Below are 17,402 nucleotides of genomic sequence, written 5' to 3' on the forward strand. Positions count from 1 at the left end.
CGTAATGAGAGTAATCATTGCTGTGTTGTTGATGCTTAGCGGGTACGCCCATGCCAGTTGTGGGCAGATATCCAACAGTGATCAGCGCAACTATTGTTACGCCAAGGAGAGTGGCGGCAGCTGTGGGCAGATCAATGATTCGAATTTGCGCAATGCGTGCAACGCAGAGAAAGGAGGCTCCGGCTGCGGACAGATCAGCGACAGCGATATGCGCAACTATTGCTATGCAAAACAGAGCGGCAGTGGCTGCGGGCAGATCAACAACTCGGATATGCGCAATGCCTGCTATGCGGAAACCAATAATGGCAGCTGTGGCCAGATCTCGGACAGTGACCAGCGCAATCTTTGCTATGCCAAGAAAGGCAATGGCAGTTGCGGGCAGATTTCCAATAGCGATCTGCGGAACCAGTGCGAAGCCATGAAACGCTGACAACTGAAAAGCCCCCGTACATTGTTGGCGAGGCTTTGAGTCGCTACGGTTACTGCAATGCTGAAAAAGGTGGCTGATCTTATTCAAATAGATCTGCCACCTCTTTAAACTGCGACAACTACTATCTATTAAACTCAACCAATGTTATCGCTCTACCCATTCTCTTCAAGTCACCAAAAATTAAATATGCCCCCATGGACTCCAAAATTGCGAGAGCAATAAATATTTGGCCTGCATACGGACCAGAATTTAACAACCCCGGATTATAAAGCTCCAGCGCACCTAAGAGCAAACAAAGAGCAATATGAACCGGAAACAACATCCAAATTAAAAATCCGATGTTATAGCGAATCTTGAACCATTTATCGCGCAGACGAAACCAAGGCGCTTGATAGATAACATTCATATAACCAAACTGAAAAAGAGCGATAGCGCCATTGACGTTGGTTGGATGTCCAAGAATCGTTCGAATGGCTTGCGCGTCAGCGTTTTTTATTCCGTACAGCCTCTCACATTCGTCTTGCAGTTGCGGAACACTCATTTGCAAATAAGTTTGCTTGAAAAGCAACCTATCTGCTTGTAGGTTTTTCCTAGAATAATAAGCCAATGATAAAGCGGTATTAAAAGACCAATAGCAAATACCAACAACCCTAAACCTTCCATCCAACCGATGCTGTTTCCGGGCGGCTGGGCATCATTTTTTTTGAGTATTACCGTCTGAATAGCATAAACCAAAACATCTTTTAAATTGTAGGACATGAGCCCTATTCCGACTAGCATCAAACGGCTAGACACAGTCCCGAATATAAAATTCAGGACACGATCCAGCACTTTCCCCAAATCTATATTCCACGAAACACTACCTGCCATAACTACTCCGACGAACGAACAAGCCAATGAATGATTAATCGACGACAACAGATTTTTTAGCGGTGACTTGTCAGAAACAGCCTGACGCTAATTGCTACACAGTCATTGAGTCGCGAGCGTCAACCTATCAATTCGACTTTTCCAAGCAAATCGTAAAGCCCATCAGGCACCAACGGCGAATCGTCAGTAAAGCTTGCGCATGAATGCCACTTCGCTGTGAACGCAGCCCCATCGCTCTCTTGGGCGTTCAAGTACGGCAATTCGTAAACAGCTGAATCCACAAACTTCGCATCGTAAACCTGCACGATTTCGTGTCCTGGCTTACCGGCATACGTAAAGAGGCTTTCAAGCGTACCGATCAATCGGACATCGGTGATCGGCAAACCGAGTTCTTCCTGGATCTCTCGTTCAATGGCTTCGGCGCTGGTTTCGCCAAAGTCGATACCTCCGCCGAGCGGGCGGAAGAAGGTCTGTTTGGTGATGGGATCGCAAAATTCATTAACCAGTATCTTTCCATCGTGATGGAAGACACACAGTGCAAGTGCACGGATGCGTTGGGTAGTCATGCAGGTAAGTCCATTTACTTTGAAGAATGCCTGTAGCAACGGACGAAGGTTGCTACAGGTCAGTGTCCATTTGCGATATCAGAAGTTAGCCGGGGTGTTGGCACTTATGATTTCTGCCTCATCCGCCCCAATATTGCGAAACCGATGCGGCAACGTCGTCGGAAAGTAATACCCATCCCCGGCATTCAGCACACTAATCTGCCCATCAACGGTGAGTTCAACCGTCCCCCGCGTCACCAGCCCACACTCCTCGCCTTCCGAGTGGACGATAGGCTCTTCCCCCGAACTAGCCCCAGGCGCGTACTGCTCGCGCAACAAGCGCATCTGCCGACTCGGCACCGAAGCGCCAATCAACAGCAACCGCAGCCCGTGCCGCCCAAGATCCGGCTGTTCGTTGGCGCGGAATACGTATTGATGCTCACGCGGTGGCTGGTCGAAGGTGAAGAAGTCCGCCAGGGACATGGGGATGCCTTCGAGCAGTTTCTTGAGGGAGCTGACGGAGGGGCTGACGCGATTTTGTTCGATCAGGGAGATGGTGGCATTGGTGACGCCGCTACGGCGGGCCAGCTCGCGCTGGGACAGTTTGTAGCTTTCGCGTACTAATTTGAGTCGTGAGCCCGTGTCCATGACAGCCTTATGTGTGTGCACTACTTAAGGGGGTTATGGGGGTGGATGGCGGGCGACTTTTGGCCGCGAGGAGCACCGCTTCCCTGTCCCAGAAACGTGAAAGGCGGGTATTAAATCACGTTTGTTCGTGTTGCTCAGCAGGTTCGATGGGTGGTGGGTGAAAAGCCCAAAACGGGGACGCTTCGCGACCCAGCGGGAGCAAGCTCCCTCGCCACAAAGATGGTGTTGGTTTGGACGTTGTGGCGAGGGGGCTTGCCCCCGTTGGGCTGCGAAGCGGTCGTAAAACCATTGCGCCCGGTGTAACCGTTACACCGCGGTGGCCGGGTTTGGGGTCGCTTCGCGGCCCAACGGGGGCAAGCCCCCTCGCCACAGGGGCCCGTTCACACAGGGACTTTAGATGCCGAACCGGTCGCGCAGTGCGTAGTACGCGGCGCCCATGGCGGGTGAGGGGCGCCTGGAAGGTGCGGCCACCAAGCATCGGCATGTGCGGCAAGGAGGCAAAGGCATCGAAACGTTCGGCGTCGCCGCGGATCATTTCGCTGATCAGTTTGCCGGCCAGGTGTGAGCAGGTAACGCCGTGGCCGCTGTAGCCTTGCATGTAGTAGGCGTTTTTCTCAATGCGACCGAATTGCGGCATGCGGGACATGGTCAGCAGGAAGTTGCCGGTCCAGCGGTAGTCGATTTTCACGTCCTTCAACTGCGGGAAGGTCTTGAGGATTTTTGGCTTGATCAGTTGTTCGATGTCGTCCGGTTCCCGGGCGCCGTAGACCACGCCGCCGCCGTACAGCAGGCGGTTGTCGGCGGTGAGGCGGTAGTAGTCGAGCAGGTAGTTGCAGTCTTCGACGCAGTAGTTGTTTTTGATCAGGCTGCGTGCGACCTGTTCGGACAACGGTTCGGTGACGACGATTTGCGAGCCGCAGGGCATGCTTTTGCTGGTCACGCGATTGTCGAGGCCTTGCGGCAGGTAGGCGTTGCCGGCGATCAGCAGGTACTTGGCGCGGACCACGCCTTTGGCGGTGCGCACGGTGATCGGTTCGCCGTAGGTGATTTCCACCGCCGCCGATTGTTCGTAGATTTTGCCGCCCAGGCCGATGATCGCCGAGGCTTCGCCGAGGGCCAGGTTCAGCGGATGGATATGGCCGCCCTGCATGTCCAGCAGGCCGCCGACGTAGTTGTCGCAACCGACTTCGCGCTTGATGTCGGCGGCGTCGAGCATTTTCAGGTTCTTGTTGCCGTAGCGTTCCCAGCTGCTCTTTTGCTCGGCCAGGCCTTTGAGTTGCTTTTTGTTCAGCGCGGCGAAGATGCCGCCGGGCTTGTAGTCGCACTGGATGTCGTAGTGCTGGATGCGCTGACGGATGATGTCGGCGCCTTCGAAGATCATGCTGCCGAGGATTTCGGCGGTTTTGTCGCCATAGCGTTCTTCGATGACATCGACGTCGCGGCTGTAGGAGTTGACCAGTTGGCCGCCGTTGCGACCGCTGGCGCCGAAGCCGACTTTGGCTGCTTCGAGCACGGTCACGCTGTAGCCCGCTTCGGCGAGGAACAGCGCCGAGGACAAACCGGTGTAGCCGGCGCCGATCACGCAGACGTCGCACTCCACCAGTTCTTCAAGCACCGGGAATTCGCCGGTGAAGTTACGGGTGGCGGCGTAGTAGCTGTTGACATGTGTTGTTGGTTTCATACGTTTCTCCGATGGCCGCCAGCACGCGCTGGCGACCGCCGCTGTAAGGTGTTAGAGCTTGATCCAGGTCGCTTTGAGTTCGGTGTATTTGTCGAACGCGTGCAGCGATTTGTCCCGACCGTTACCCGACTGCTTGAACCCGCCGAACGGTGCGGTCATGTCGCCGCCGTCGTACTGGTTGACCCAGACGCTGCCGGCGCGCAAACCACGGGCGAAGGTGTGGGCCTTGCTCAGGTTGCTGGTCCAGACGCCGGCGGCCAGGCCGAAGATGCTGTCGTTGGCGATGGCCAGCGCTTCATCGAAGGTGTCGAAGGTGATCAGCGACAGTACCGGGCCGAAAATTTCTTCCTGGGCGATGGTCATGGCGTTGGTCACGCCATCGAAAATCGCCGGTTCCACGTACAGGCCACCGGTGCTTTCGAGGGTGCGGCTGCCGCCCGCGATCAACTGCGCACCCTGGTCTTTGCCGACCTGGATGTAGCGCAGCACGTTGTCCAGTTGACGCTGATCGACGACTGCGCCAACGGTGGTTTCCGGATCGAGGGCGTGCCCCGGTTTCCAGGCTTGCAGCGCTTCCACCAGCAACGGAATGAACTGCTCGCGAATCGAGCGCTCCACCAGCAACCGCGAACCGGCGGTGCAAACTTCGCCCTGGTTGAAGGCAATCGCCCCCGCCGCCGCTTGTGCTGCCGCGCGCAAATCCGGCGCGTCGGCGAACACCACGTTCGGGCTCTTCCCCCCTGCTTCGAGCCAAACGCGTTTCATGTTGCTTTGCCCGGCGTAGATCAGCAGTTGCTTGGCAATCGCGGTGGAGCCGGTGAACGCCAGCACGTCGACGTCCATGTGCAACGCCAGCGCCTTGCCGACGGTGTGACCGTAGCCTGGCAGGACGTTGAACACGCCTTTCGGGATCCCGGCATCCAGCGCTAATTGCGCAATGCGGATCGCGGTCAGTGGCGATTTTTCCGAAGGCTTGAGGATGAACGAGTTACCCGCTGCAAGCGCCGGGGCGAACTTCCAGCTGGCCATGATCAACGGGAAGTTCCACGGCACGATGGCGGCGACCACACCGGTGGGCTCACGGGTGATGAGGCCCAACTGGTCGTGCGGTGTGGCGGCGACTTCGTCGTAGATCTTGTCGATGGCTTCGGCGCTCCAGCGGATCGCGTTGGCGGTCGCTGGAATGTCGATGTTCATCGAATCGCTGATTGGTTTGCCCATGTCGAGGGTTTCGAGCAGGGCCAGTTCTTCCTGGTTCGCCAGGATCAGATCGGCGAAGCGGATCAGGATTTTTTTACGTTCGGCAGGTGCAAGACGCGCCCAGATGCCGGACTCGAACGTCTGCCGTGCGACGGCGACGGCTGCGTTGGCATCGGCTTCGTCGGTGCTGGCGACGTTGGCCAGGAAACGGCCGTCGACCGGGCTGATGCATTCGAAGGTGTCACCGCTCAGTGCTGCGCGGTATTGACCGTCGATAAAGGCCCGGCCTTCGATGGATAAGGACTGGAAGCGTTGTTCCCAGTCGCTGCGAGTGTTTGTCATTGTTGTGACTCGACGCAGAGGAATAAGTGATTGTTGTGGCGGTGTATCAGGGGATTGCAGGGGTGATTGGGCGGCCGTCTTCGCGGGCAAGCCTCGCTCCTGCAGGTCTGCGGCGTGCACATTTTTTGTGCCCGACACATATCCTGTGTAGGAGCGAGGCTTGCCCGCGAAGAGGCCCTCACATTCAACATCAACCCCAACAGCCCAAACCCATCAGACCGTGTGCAGATACCAGTTGTACTCAAGGTCCGAGATGGAGTTTTCGAACTCGGCCAACTCGCTTTCCTTGCACGCCACGAACACGTCGATGTAGAGCGGGTCGATGTATTTGGCCATGACTTCGCTGTCGTCCAGCTCACGCAATGCATCGCGCAGGTTGTTCGGCAGGCTCTGTTCGTTCTGCTCGTAGCTGTTGCCTTCCACGGGCGCGCCCGGCTCGATTTTGTTGGTCAAACCGTGGTGAATACCGGCCAGGACCGAGGCCATCAGCAGGTACGGGTTGGCGTCGGCACCGGCTACGCGGTGTTCGATGCGCACCGAATCGGCAGAACCGGTCGGCACACGTACCGCAACGGTACGGTTGTCGATGCCCCAGCTCGGCGAGTTCGGTACGTAGAATTGCGCGCCGAAGCGGCGGTACGAGTTGACGTTCGGGCACAGGAAGGCCATCTGCGCCGGCAGGGTCTCGAGCACACCGCCGATCGCGTGACGCAGTGCGGCGTTCTGCTCGGGATCCTCGCTGGCAAAGATGTTGTTGCCTTCTTTGTCGAGAATCGAAATGTGTACGTGCAGACCATTGCCTGCCTGGCCCGGATACGGCTTGGCCATGAAGGTGGTGTCCATCTCGTGGTCATAGGCGATGTTCTTCACCAGACGCTTGAGCAACACCGCGTAGTCGCAGGCTTTGATCGGGTCGTTGACGTGATGCAGGTTGACTTCGAACTGCGCCGGGGCGCTTTCCTTGACGATGGCGTCGGCCGGGATGCCCTGCTCTTTCGCGCCTTCAAGGATGTCTTGCAGGCAATCGACGTATTCGTCGAGGTCGTCGATCAAATAGACCTGGGTCGACACCGGACGCTTGCCCGATACCGGCGAACGCGGCGATTGCGGACGACCGTTCACGTTGTCCTGATCGATCAGGTAGAACTCGAGTTCAAACGCCGCGCAGATGGTCAGGCCCATGTCGTCGAATTTACGCACCACATTCGCCAGCACTTCCCGTGGGTCAGCGAAGAACGGCTGGCCTTCGAGTTCGTGCATGGTCATCAGCAATTGCGCGGTTGGGCGTTTCTGCCACGGCTCAATGCTCAGGGTGCCCGGGATGGGGTAGCAGATTCGGTCGGAGTCGCCGATGTCCAGACCCAGGCCGGTGCTTTCCACCGTAGAGCCGTTGATGTCCAGGGCAAAGAGTGACGCCGGGAGGTTGATGCCTTTTTCGTAAACCTTATGAAGACTGGTGCGTTCGATGCGCTTGCCGCGCACCACACCGTTCATATCCGCAATCAGAAGGTCGACGTACAAAACCTCAGGATATTTCTTAAGGAATGCGTTTGCTTCGTTGAGTTGAACGGTACGCAGAGGGACCGACATGATGCACCTATTAGCTGTTAATTATTATGTTCACTACGGTGTTGCGAGCCCAGTCAACCCGAACGGCAAAGTGAAGTCAATAGCGAACACTTAGCCTTTCAACCTTTATTTTCGGGCCTTTTATGGGGACGAGAGTGCCAGATAAGCCGCCAGAGCCGCGCAGATCCTCAGCATCGGACGGCCGGCGTTTAGAATTTTTTACATGAGAGTTGTTAATTAAAATCAACAAGGCTAAGCTCCGGAAAAGCTCGTTCAAGTGTGAAACTTCGAGGTGATAAAAATGGCATTCAAGCCATTGATCGGCGTTACAGCGTGCGTCAAACAGATTGGCCTGCACCCCTACCACGTCAGCGGCGACAAGTACTTGCGTGCTGTCAGCGTCGCGGCTCTGGGGTTGCCTGTGGTCATTCCTTCCCTGGGTGAACTGACTGATATCGAGGACCTGCTCGCGCAGCTCGACGGTCTGTTGCTCACCGGCTCGCCCTCAAACGTGGAACCCTTCCACTATCAAGGCCCCGCCAGCGCTCCCGGCACGGATCACGATCCGGCCCGGGACGCCACGACCCTTCCTTTATTACGTGCAGCGATTGCCGCCGGTGTTCCGGTGCTGGGCATCTGTCGCGGTTTTCAGGAAATGAACGTCGCGTTCGGCGGCAGCCTGCATCAGAAGGTGCATGAACTGCCGGGCATGCTCGATCACCGTGAAGCGGACAGTCCCGAGTTGGCGGTGCAATACGCGCCGGCTCATGCCGTGACGGTGCAGCCGGGTGGCGTGTTCGAAGCGTTGGAGTTGCCGACCGAGTTCAGGGTCAATTCGATTCACAGCCAGGGCGTTGATCGACTGGCACCGGGCCTGCGCGCAGAAGCGATTGCGCCGGACGGTTTGATCGAGGCGATCTCGGTGGAACACAGCCCGACCTTCGCCGTCGGCGTGCAATGGCACCCGGAATGGCAGGTGCTTTCCAATCCTCAGTATTTAAGTATTTTCCAGGCGTTTGGCGACGCGTGCCGGCAACGGGCGGCGCTACGTAAAAAACGCTGACGACTTAAACCCTCACCCAACGATTTAGCTGCCCTCGTGAACGGGCGGGTGCGCCGACGCGCGCTGCCTCTTCACGCGTAAAAAACGAAACAAGACAACAACAAGCACCACCAGGCAGCCAGGACGGCGGCGCCGAATAAGCCCGAGCGGTATGGGCCAGCGAACCAAACGCAATACCCCTGTAGGAGCGAGGCTTGCCCGCGAAAGCGGTGTATCAGGCAACGATGATGGCGACTGACACGCCGTCTTCGCGGGCAAGCCTCGCTCCTACAAGGGACCGCGTTTGAATGGATTGGCACCGTACGACAAGGGCTTGCAATCAACTATTAAGTCAGGCCGCGTTGGCCCGACGACTGAAACCTGTTGGGAGTTTCACATGGCAAATGCCTCCAGCACTTACAGGAAGGCTCTTGAAGGTCACCAGGCACCGAAAAAGGTGTTGGTGAAAATCGACCGGGTCACCAAGAAGTTCGACGAAACCACCGCCGTGGACGATGTGTCCCTGGAGATCCATCAAGGCGAAATCTTCGCCCTGCTCGGTGGTTCCGGCTCGGGCAAATCGACCCTGCTGCGCATGCTCGCCGGTTTCGAGCGCCCGACCGAAGGGCGGATCTTGCTCGACGGTGTCGACATCACCGACATGCCGCCCTACGAGCGGCCGATCAACATGATGTTCCAGTCCTACGCGCTGTTCCCGCACATGACGGTGGCGCAGAACATCGCCTTCGGCTTGAAGCAGGATCGGTTGTCCGCCAGCGAAATCGACGCCCGTGTGGAAGAGATGCTGCGCCTGGTGCACATGACCCAATACGCCAAACGCAAACCCCATCAGTTGTCCGGCGGCCAGCGTCAGCGCGTCGCCCTCGCCCGCTCCCTGGCCAAACGTCCGAAGCTGTTGCTGCTCGACGAACCCATGGGCGCGCTGGATAAAAAGCTGCGCTCGCAGATGCAACTGGAACTGGTGCAGATCATCGAACGGGTCGGCGTGACCTGCGTGATGGTGACCCATGACCAGGAAGAAGCCATGACCATGGCCGAACGTATCGCGATCATGCACCTGGGCTGGATCGCCCAGATCGGCAGCCCGGTGGACATCTACGAAGCACCGGTCAGCCGCATGGTCTGCGAGTTCATCGGCAACGTGAACGCCTTCGACGGCACCGTTGTGGAAGACCTTGAAGGTCACGCGATCATCCACAGCCCGGACCTGGAGCAGAAGATTTACGTCGGTCACGGCGTCAGCACCTCGGTGCAGGACAAGACGATCACTTACGCCATCCGCCCGGAAAAAATGCTCGTCAGCACCCTCAAGCCGGAGCAGCGCTACAACTGGTCCAAAGGCAAGGTGCATGACATCGCCTACCTCGGCGGCCACTCGGTGTTCTACGTCGAACTGCCGGGCGGCAAAGTCGTGCAGTCGTTCATGGCCAACGCCGAACGCCGGGGCGCGCGTCCGACCTGGGACGATCAGGTCTACGTGTGGTGGGAAGACGACAGCGGCGTGGTACTGCGCTCATGAAAACCTTCAATCAGCAATTCCTGAGACTGGTCCCCAGCGGGCGCAAAGTGGTGATCGGCATTCCGTTCATCTGGCTGTTCCTGTTCTTCATGCTGCCGTTCTTTCTGGTGATGAAGATCAGCTTCTCCGAAGCGGCGCTGGCGATTCCGCCCTACTCGGAGATTTACACCTTCGCCGAGCAGAAATTCCAGCTGCTGCTCAACCTCGGCAACTACAGCCTGCTGACCCAGGATGAGTTGTACATCTCGGCGTACCTCGGCTCGCTGAAAGTGGCGTTGCTCAGTACGGTGATGTGCCTGGTGATCGGTTTCCCGATGGCCTACGCGATCACCAAGGCGAAAAAGGAAACGCAAAACGTCCTGATGCTGCTGATCATGATGCCGACCTGGACCGCGATCCTGATCCGCGTCTATGCGTGGATGGGCATCCTCAGCAACAACGGTTTGCTCAACGCGTTCCTGATGTGGACCGGGCTGACCTCGGCGCCGATCGAGATCCTCAACACCAACACGGCGGTCTACATCGGGGTGGTTTACGCCTACCTGCCGTTCATGGTGTTGCCGCTGTACGCCAACCTGGTCAAGCACGATGAAAGCCTGTTGGAAGCCGCGTCGGACCTGGGTTCGAGCAACTTCAACAACTTCTGGAAAATCACCGTGCCGCTGGCCAAGAACGGCATCATTGCCGGTTGCATGCTGGTGTTCATTCCGGTGGTCGGTGAGTTCGTGATTCCGGAGCTGTTGGGTGGCCCGGAGACCCTGATGATCGGGCGTGTGCTGTGGCAAGAGTTCTTCAATAACCGCGACTGGCCGGTGGCGTCTGCCCTGGCGGTGGTGATGCTGTTGATCCTGATTGTGCCGATTCTGCTGTTCAACCGCAGCCAGGCCAAAGAGATGGAGGCACGGGGATGAAACGCTTCGGATTTTCAAAGTTCATGCTGATTTTCGGCCTGTCGTTCATCTACCTGCCGATGCTGATCCTGGTGATCTACTCGTTCAACGCCTCGAAACTGGTGACGGTGTGGGGCGGCTGGTCGGTGAAGTGGTACGTCGGCTTGCTCGACAACACGCAACTGATGGGCTCGGTGGTGCGTTCGCTGGAGATTGCCTGCTACACGGCGATTGCAGCGGTGGCGCTGGGGACCTTGGCGGCGTTTGTGCTGACGCGCGTGACTCGCTTCAAAGGTCGCACGCTGTTTGGTGGGCTGGTGACGGCGCCGTTGGTGATGCCGGAAGTGATCACCGGTCTGTCGCTGTTGCTGCTGTTCGTGGCCATGGCGCAGTTGCTCGGCTGGCCTAAGGAACGCGGTCTGGTGACGATCTGGATTGCGCACACGACGTTCTGCGCCGCGTATGTGGCGGTGGTAGTTTCGGCACGTTTACGTGAGCTGGATCTGTCGATTGAAGAAGCGGCGATGGACCTGGGTGCGCGGCCGTTGAAGGTGTTCTTCCTGATCACCATTCCGATGATCGCGCCCTCGTTGGCGGCGGGCGGGATGATGTCGTTTGCCTTGTCGCTGGATGACTTGGTGTTGGCGAGTTTCGTGTCGGGTCCGGGGTCGACGACCTTGCCGATGGAAGTGTTCTCGGCGGTGCGTCTGGGGGTTAAACCTGAGATCAACGCGGTGGCCAGTTTGATTCTGTTGGCGGTTTCGATTGTGACATTCATGGTCTGGTACTTCAGCCGCCGCGCCGAAGCCACCCGTAAACGAGCGATCCAGGAAGCGATGGACCAGACGGCCAGCGAGTCGTGGCAGCCGCAGAACAATCAACGAGTCGAAGCGACGGCTCTCAGTTAAGTGAACACATGCCCTGTCAGGTGAACACTTTCCCTGTGGCGAGGGGGCTTGCCCCCGTTCGGCTGCGAAGCAGTCGTAAAACCAGTGAACGCGGTGTACCTGATACACCTCGGTTGCAGGTTTTGGGGCCGCTTCGCGACCCAACGGGGGCAAGCCCCCTCGCCACAAAAGCTCACTCGCCACACGTTTTGTGTTTTTGAATAAGAAGAATGGAGTTGTACCGATGAAAATGTTTGGCAGGACTCTGCTGACACTGTCCTTAGTGGGCGCGATCACCACCGGCGCCCAGGCCAACGACAAGGTGCTGCGCGTCTATAACTGGTCGGATTACATCGCCGCGGACACGGTCAAGAAGTTCGAAGACGAGACCGGCATCCGCGTGACCTACGATGTGTTCGACAGCAACGAAACCCTTGAGGCACGCCTGCTCGCGGGTAAATCCGGCTACGACATCGTGGTGCCGTCCAACAGTTTCCTGGCCAAGCAGATCAAGGCCGGCGTCTATCAGACGCTGGACAAATCGAAGCTGCCGAACTGGAAAAACCTCAACCCGGTGCTGCTGAAAAACGCCTCGGCCAGCGACCCGGACAACGGTCACGCCTTCCCGTACATGTGGGGCTCGATCGGCATCGGTTTCAACCCGGCCAAGGTCAAGGAAGTGCTCGGGGCCAATGCGCCGACCAACTCCTGGGACCTGCTGTTCAAACCGGAAAACGCGGAAAAACTCAAAGCCTGCGGCATCAGTTTCCTCGATTCGCCGACCGAAATGCTCCCCGCCGCCCTGCACTACCTGGGCTACCCGGTGAACTCCCAGGACAAGAACCAAATCGCCGAAGCCGAAGCACTGTTCATGAAGATTCGGCCGTCGGTGGCGTACTTCCATTCCTCGAAGTACATCTCCGACCTGGCCAACGGCAACATCTGCGTGGCCGTCGGTTATTCCGGCGACGTGTTGCAAGCCAAGGCCCGGGCCAAAGAGGCCGGCGACCTGGTGAAGATCGACTACAGCATCCCGAAAGAAGGCGCCGGCAGTTTCTACGACATGGTCGCCATCCCCCGAGACGCGGCCAACGTCGAGAATGCCTACCTGTTCATGAACTTCCTGATGCGCCCGGACATCATCGCCGAGATCACCAATAACATCGGCTACAGCAATGCCAACGCGGCGGCGACGCCGTTGGTGGATGAAGCGATTCGCAATGATCCGGGGTCGTATCCGTCCCTGGCCGTTATGGCGACGTTGTATGCGATTCCGGACATGCCGATTGGCGTTCAACGCGTGATGACCCGGGGCTGGACCCGCGTGAAACTCGGTAAATAACTGACACCCCGATCGTTCCCACGCTCTGCGTGGGAATGCAGCCCGGGACGCTCCGCGTCCCATCCAGAGCCGAACGCGGAGCGTCCGTGGAGGCATTCCCACGCGGAGCGTGGGAACGATCATGTGATAGCTGTTTTCCCTTCTTCCGTTCACGCAGCGCCTTACCACCGCTGCACCTCCTGCGAACGGCCTCACCTGGCTCCTCGGTTAAGGTGAATTTCAGGCGCCCTCGGGCGCCTTTTTTTGGTCCTGAGACACCAGTGGCCATTCGGCCAGCGCTCGGTAATGACCCTTGTGGGATTCGAACAGTGTGAAATGCTCGGCCCGCAACACAAATTCTGGTGGCGTCGAGGACTCAGGCACTGGCAATCGATAGTCGCGCATCAAGGTCAGATGCGGCCTGAATTCCTTCGGCGAATCCTCAAACCCGAACGGCAACATCGCCTGTTCCAACGCGTAAACCAGCCGCAACAACTCCGCTGGCGCCTGCTGCGGCACAAGCACCAGAACCCCATGCTTGCGCCAGACATCCACTCGATCCAGCACCACTCGCAACGGCGCGCCCGGCACCCGCACATTCGCCGCCGCCGTGCAGAGCTCGGCAATCTGCGCCACGCCCACCGCGCCCAGAAACATCAAGGTCAGGTGAAAGTTTTCCGCCGGCACCGGCCGTCCGCTGCGCAGTTGCAGGGCGCTGCGCCACTGGGCAATCTTCCGGCGCGGCTCGGGGGCGCAGCTCAAGGCGAAGAACAGCCGCTTGAGCGGTTCATGGGATTCGTCGCTCACGCCTGGCACCTCCTGACATGCACGTTATAGTTGAACCAACCGAATCAACCGGAGGGCGCCATGCGAGAGATCATCAGCAAAGAGCCATGGTGGGCGATGCCGCCGCAACCCGGTCAGGACGAGGCCGAGCTGGAATGGGGCTGGCTGGTTCACTATAGCGAAGGTGAGCCGCGTTTCGAGTTCGTGCGGGAGCGACCGACGGACAACGAGATCCGCAACCGCAAGAGTTGCAGGATCACCCCGGCGCACGAGTGATCCCGCAGTGGTGGTTACGCTTGCAGCACAACGTTGAAGCCGCCAAAGACCATGCGCTGGCCGTCGAACGGCATCGGGTTGACGTCTTGTTGCATGCGCGGATCAACCATGACTTTCTGCATCCCGGCATCGCGGGTGGCCTTGTCGGGCCAGACGATCCAGGAAAAGATCACGGTTTCGTCTTCCTTGAGTTTCACCGCCATCGGAAACGAGGTCACCTTGCCGTCGGGCACGTCATCGCCCCAGCATTCAGTGATGCTCAGGGCGCCGGCCTCTTTGAAGATCTTGGCGGCGACCTCGGCGTGCTTGATGAATTTTTCGCGGTTGGCGGTGGGGACTGCGGCGATCAGGCCGTCGATGTAGGACATGGTCGTTCTCCTGCTGGGTTAGGGCGTTGTGAACACTGCCTCTGTGGCGAGGGCGCTCGCCCCCGTTCGGCTGCGAAGCAGTCGTAAAACCAGCCAACGCGGTGTACCTGAAGAACTGCGACGACTGATTTTTGGGACGCTTCGCGACCCAACGGGGGCAAGCCCCCTCGCCACAGGTTATTTGGCCACCTCAGGGACTGTGTTCAGCCCTTGCGGCACTGGTCAGGGGTTGACCTGCTGAGTAGTCGATTCTGTCGGGCTCCAATCGACAGCACCACCGCTCGAGCTGACCGACGGTACTTCAGCGCTCCCCGCCAGGTTGCCCTCGATCTGCGCGGCCAGGTACAGCGTGCCCGCCATGACGCCGGTCGTCGGGTTCTGCACCAGCTTGGTCCAGGCCTTGTCGAAGGTGTTGCCCAAACTGCTGCGAATCAGCGCCTCGCTGTCCGGCCGGTCATTGGCCCGGATAATCGCGCGAATCCCGGCGACCCCAATGGTGATCAACCCGCCGGCCAGTTTGCCCGCCGCCGCAGCCACCGCACTGGCGGCCCCGCGCGAGGGCAGCTCGGCCTCCATCCGCTGGCTGGCGCGCTTGGCCACCGGCGCCATGGCGGTGTCGGTCGAATCCACGCCCTTGTCCCCGCCCGCCTTGTGGATCTTGTCGATCAGCGCCGCATAGGCTGGCAACGTGTTCAGCGGCTGGGTGTGCACGACCTGATAGAGCGAGGCGTCCCGGGCCGAAGGGGGGCCGAGGGCGATGGCGGGGATTTTCTGCAGGCGGCCGTTGAGCTGCGCCATCGGTATGCCGTGACGTTGGGAAATCTTCTGCAATTCTTCCTGGAGTATGTCGACGTAGAAGGCCGTGGCCAGGCCGAGAATCGCGTCGGGATCAATCTCCACCGCGACCGGCGCCAGCACGCGCTGCTGGTATTGCTCCAGCAGGTAGTCCGCCAAACGCTTGGCTGAGGCGTCCTGCTCGCCCGCGGCGCTGAGCGTGTACCAACTGACCTTCATCGACAGCCATTCCTGGGTCCAGTAACTGCTGAACCAGGGAATGAAGTTTTCTTCGGTCAGTTGATAGACCCGCGTGCGCCAGTAATCCATGGCACCGCGCGCGTAGATCTTGGTCTGCTCGGTGGCCGATTGCGACGCCGCGACGATCTCCCGGTCCACCTGCTGCCAGGTGCTGGGCGACACCACCACGACCGGCGCCACCACCGGGGCACGCGTCGACGTGGCGCACCCCGCCAACACCAGCATCACGGCGACGATCAGCGAACGCAGGTTCAAGATCGCGGTGTCCTAAAAGGCGCTCCCGAACGAAATGTCCGGTGCTTATAAGACTATTGAGTTGAGTATAGGTTGAGGGTTTTGGCCGTTCGTCTGGAGATCGTTGGTGTTGTTGCGGGCCTCTTCGCGGGCAAGCCTCGCTCCTACAGATTTGGCACCGTCGTCTATGAAAAAACCTTCACCATCATTACCGTCGATATCCACCATCGTAACGAACGCCTTCCGCAAAAAAACCGTCCGGCGCAGGATCAGCCCATACCCAACGCAAACCCCGCATCGGAGGGGCACATCATGTTGATCCATCTCCTGACCTGCCTGGCCCTGACCGCCGTCACGCTGACCCTGTTTTCGCGCTTTTTCCTGGACATCGGCACCACTGAGGAGCACCCGTCATGATCCGCATCGTTACCCTGGCCGTGAGTTTCCCGGTGTTCGGCAGCAACTACTATTCTCAACAGGTGGTGTCTCGCAAAGAGATCGCGCTGGTGTTCGACCCACAGTTCGAAGACTTGCTGATGCCGGCCGCCGCCAACCACTTCAGTAACGAAGTGGTCGGGCTGAATGATCAGTTCCGCTTCTTGAATGATGTGCTGGTCGAGCATCTGCTTGACGTCGAGTTGGCGCAGCACGCACCCCGCTCGTCTCGCAGCTTCACGTTTTAGTGCACATTCCATTTCCAGCACGACATTGAACGCAGGCAAACACCGTATTGGTCGTCCAGCTCCGCCATGGGCGTAACCAAACGACGGAACGCCTGATGCGCCAGCCGGGTGTCAGTGCTGAGGTAAAACTCGCGCATCGCCTGGGTCAGTTGCTCAGCGACTGGCCCCTGCCACGTGTCGAGCGTCTGATCATCGTACTGTCGCAAGCGCAACCCAAACTCCTCCCGATAACGCGTCAATGCCTGCGCGTTGACCTGGCTCATCTCATGATCGAAGGTCCTGAAGTTGCGTCGGTATTGAGCCCAGTATTCCTCCGGAAAAGTGAACCATAGCTGCGACTTGCGCGCGCTGATCTGCTGCTCCAGTTTATCGGGCGGCCTACGCAGACGCGTCACCTCGGCGGAGTCGACTTTCATGTCCGCCGTCACGCTGGCATTGATGATGCGATCAATCATCTCCACGCGCTTTGGCGTATCGGGTAATGGCACCACCGGGAAGATCGGCGATGTCCCCGTGCAAGCGGCCAGGCCCTTGTGCTCCAGCGGCAGCGAGGTGCGCAGCGTCTTGCCGTCCACCCGCTCGACCTGCTGCAAGGACGCCACGCATCGGGATTTCACGGAATCGACCTTCAACTCATATTCAGCGCCGGGCGCAGGCGTGAGGTTGAACGCCGGCGAACCGCACACCATCAGAAAGGCCGGTTGTTCGGGCTTGAGCTTGATTTCCAGGTAGCCCCGAGCATCGGCCGGCGGCGCAAAGCTCATGCCCACCCGCCGAGAAGTGTCGCGGGCAAACACATTATTGAGCACACCCGTGGTGTAGCCCTGGCAGCGTTCAGCGGTGAACAGCATGAGGCTGGCATTGTCGACGTTGGCGACAAAACGCAGTTTGGCGGGATTGGGGTCAACGACCTCGGGGTAGGAACCGTTGAGGCTGCAACCGCTGAGCAATGCGCATAGGGCGGTGATTGGCCACATGCGCGGTGGGAAAGCTGACATGGATCATCCTTGATGCGCCTGAACGCTGAGAATGGCCGATGCTACTAAAGGGCTACT

The 17,402-nt window shown here is 58.7% G+C and carries 19 protein-coding genes and 1 pseudogene; 9 read left to right on the plus strand and 11 right to left on the minus strand.

What is annotated here, in order from left to right:
* Positions 1-4: 4 nt before the first annotated feature.
* Positions 5-430, plus strand: a complete 426-nt coding sequence (locus ACZ89E_RS09815; protein WP_149658478.1) for a hypothetical protein — start codon at positions 5-7, stop codon at positions 428-430.
* A gap of 121 nt (positions 431-551) precedes the next feature.
* Here ACZ89E_RS09815 and ACZ89E_RS09820 read toward each other — a convergent pair whose 3' ends face one another.
* The 7 genes and pseudogenes from ACZ89E_RS09820 to ACZ89E_RS09850 all read right to left on the minus strand — a co-directional run bounded on the left by ACZ89E_RS09820 (position 552) and on the right by ACZ89E_RS09850 (position 7,306).
* Positions 552-971 carry a hypothetical protein gene (locus ACZ89E_RS09820; protein ID WP_476255502.1) on the minus strand — a complete coding sequence of 140 codons (420 nt, stop codon included), beginning with the start codon at positions 969-971 and terminating at the stop codon, positions 552-554.
* Complete coding sequence (locus ACZ89E_RS09825) at positions 968-1,300, minus strand: hypothetical protein (protein WP_476255503.1); 333 nt, start codon at positions 1,298-1,300, stop codon at positions 968-970. Before ACZ89E_RS09825 ends, ACZ89E_RS09820 begins: the two co-directional genes overlap by 4 nt.
* A gap of 119 nt (positions 1,301-1,419) precedes the next feature.
* Positions 1,420-1,866 (minus strand): NUDIX hydrolase, encoded by a 447-nt coding sequence (locus ACZ89E_RS09830; RefSeq protein WP_149658480.1) that lies wholly within the window; start codon positions 1,864-1,866, stop codon positions 1,420-1,422.
* A gap of 78 nt (positions 1,867-1,944) precedes the next feature.
* Positions 1,945-2,493 carry a cupin domain-containing protein gene (locus ACZ89E_RS09835; protein ID WP_007895886.1) on the minus strand — a complete coding sequence of 183 codons (549 nt, stop codon included), beginning with the start codon at positions 2,491-2,493 and terminating at the stop codon, positions 1,945-1,947.
* A 393-nt stretch (positions 2,494-2,886) separates the two neighbouring features.
* A pseudogene (locus tag ACZ89E_RS09840) lies at positions 2,887-4,174 on the minus strand (NAD(P)/FAD-dependent oxidoreductase).
* 51 nt (positions 4,175-4,225) lie between these two features.
* Positions 4,226-5,716, minus strand: coding sequence for an aldehyde dehydrogenase (locus ACZ89E_RS09845; RefSeq protein ID WP_476255504.1), 1,491 nt, complete (start codon positions 5,714-5,716; stop codon positions 4,226-4,228).
* Positions 5,717-5,929: 213 nt separating this feature from the next.
* On the minus strand, positions 5,930-7,306 hold the full coding sequence (locus tag ACZ89E_RS09850) for a glutamine synthetase family protein (protein ID WP_133835965.1): 1,377 nt from the start codon (positions 7,304-7,306) through the stop codon (positions 5,930-5,932).
* Positions 7,307-7,586: 280 nt separating this feature from the next.
* On the opposite strand from ACZ89E_RS09850, the gene ACZ89E_RS09855 reads away from it, so the two are divergent.
* The 5 genes from ACZ89E_RS09855 to ACZ89E_RS09875 all read left to right on the plus strand — a co-directional run bounded on the left by ACZ89E_RS09855 (position 7,587) and on the right by ACZ89E_RS09875 (position 12,986).
* Positions 7,587-8,348 carry a gamma-glutamyl-gamma-aminobutyrate hydrolase family protein gene (locus ACZ89E_RS09855; RefSeq protein WP_476255505.1) on the plus strand — a complete coding sequence of 254 codons (762 nt, stop codon included), beginning with the start codon at positions 7,587-7,589 and terminating at the stop codon, positions 8,346-8,348.
* 376 nt (positions 8,349-8,724) lie between these two features.
* Entirely contained in the window at positions 8,725-9,867 is a 1,143-nt protein-coding gene (potA, locus tag ACZ89E_RS09860; RefSeq protein WP_133835963.1) for a polyamine ABC transporter ATP-binding protein, read from the plus strand.
* Positions 9,864-10,778, plus strand: coding sequence for an ABC transporter permease subunit (locus ACZ89E_RS09865; protein ID WP_123409723.1), 915 nt, complete (start codon positions 9,864-9,866; stop codon positions 10,776-10,778). The genes potA and ACZ89E_RS09865 overlap by 4 nt, the downstream gene beginning before the upstream one ends.
* Positions 10,775-11,665 (plus strand): ABC transporter permease subunit, encoded by an 891-nt coding sequence (locus ACZ89E_RS09870; protein ID WP_149658485.1) that lies wholly within the window; start codon positions 10,775-10,777, stop codon positions 11,663-11,665. Before ACZ89E_RS09865 ends, ACZ89E_RS09870 begins: the two co-directional genes overlap by 4 nt.
* A gap of 223 nt (positions 11,666-11,888) precedes the next feature.
* Positions 11,889-12,986: a polyamine ABC transporter substrate-binding protein gene (locus ACZ89E_RS09875; RefSeq protein WP_476255506.1), complete on the plus strand. Its 1,098-nt coding sequence runs from the start codon at positions 11,889-11,891 to the stop codon at positions 12,984-12,986.
* A 219-nt stretch (positions 12,987-13,205) separates the two neighbouring features.
* On the opposite strand, the gene thpR is transcribed toward ACZ89E_RS09875, so the two are convergent.
* Positions 13,206-13,772, minus strand: a complete 567-nt coding sequence (thpR, locus tag ACZ89E_RS09880; RefSeq protein WP_476255507.1) for an RNA 2',3'-cyclic phosphodiesterase — start codon at positions 13,770-13,772, stop codon at positions 13,206-13,208.
* Positions 13,773-13,832: 60 nt separating this feature from the next.
* On the opposite strand from thpR, the gene ACZ89E_RS09885 reads away from it, so the two are divergent.
* Complete coding sequence (locus tag ACZ89E_RS09885) at positions 13,833-14,027, plus strand: hypothetical protein (RefSeq protein ID WP_123409727.1); 195 nt, start codon at positions 13,833-13,835, stop codon at positions 14,025-14,027.
* Positions 14,028-14,041: 14 nt separating this feature from the next.
* On the opposite strand, the gene ACZ89E_RS09890 is transcribed toward ACZ89E_RS09885, so the two are convergent.
* Complete coding sequence (locus tag ACZ89E_RS09890; RefSeq protein ID WP_149658489.1) at positions 14,042-14,395, minus strand: DUF1428 domain-containing protein; 354 nt, start codon at positions 14,393-14,395, stop codon at positions 14,042-14,044.
* A 222-nt stretch (positions 14,396-14,617) separates the two neighbouring features.
* Complete coding sequence (locus tag ACZ89E_RS09895; protein WP_476255508.1) at positions 14,618-15,685, minus strand: hypothetical protein; 1,068 nt, start codon at positions 15,683-15,685, stop codon at positions 14,618-14,620.
* An 81-nt stretch (positions 15,686-15,766) separates the two neighbouring features.
* Here ACZ89E_RS09895 and ACZ89E_RS09900 point away from each other — a divergent pair, with 81 nt between their 5' ends.
* Both ACZ89E_RS09900 and ACZ89E_RS09905 read left to right on the plus strand, forming a co-directional pair.
* Positions 15,767-16,081 carry a hypothetical protein gene (locus ACZ89E_RS09900; RefSeq protein ID WP_463260308.1) on the plus strand — a complete coding sequence of 105 codons (315 nt, stop codon included), beginning with the start codon at positions 15,767-15,769 and terminating at the stop codon, positions 16,079-16,081.
* The gene (locus tag ACZ89E_RS09905; RefSeq protein WP_463260307.1) at positions 16,078-16,347 is read left to right on the plus strand and encodes a hypothetical protein; all 270 of its coding nucleotides are present in this window, start codon (positions 16,078-16,080) and stop codon (positions 16,345-16,347) included. The genes ACZ89E_RS09900 and ACZ89E_RS09905 overlap by 4 nt, the downstream gene beginning before the upstream one ends.
* Here ACZ89E_RS09905 and ACZ89E_RS09910 read toward each other — a convergent pair.
* On the minus strand, positions 16,344-17,345 hold the full coding sequence (locus tag ACZ89E_RS09910) for a hypothetical protein (protein WP_476255509.1): 1,002 nt from the start codon (positions 17,343-17,345) through the stop codon (positions 16,344-16,346). The genes ACZ89E_RS09905 and ACZ89E_RS09910 overlap by 4 nt on opposite strands.
* Positions 17,346-17,402 lie beyond the last annotated feature (57 nt).

Source organism: Pseudomonas sp. TE3899 (genome assembly GCF_056279105.1).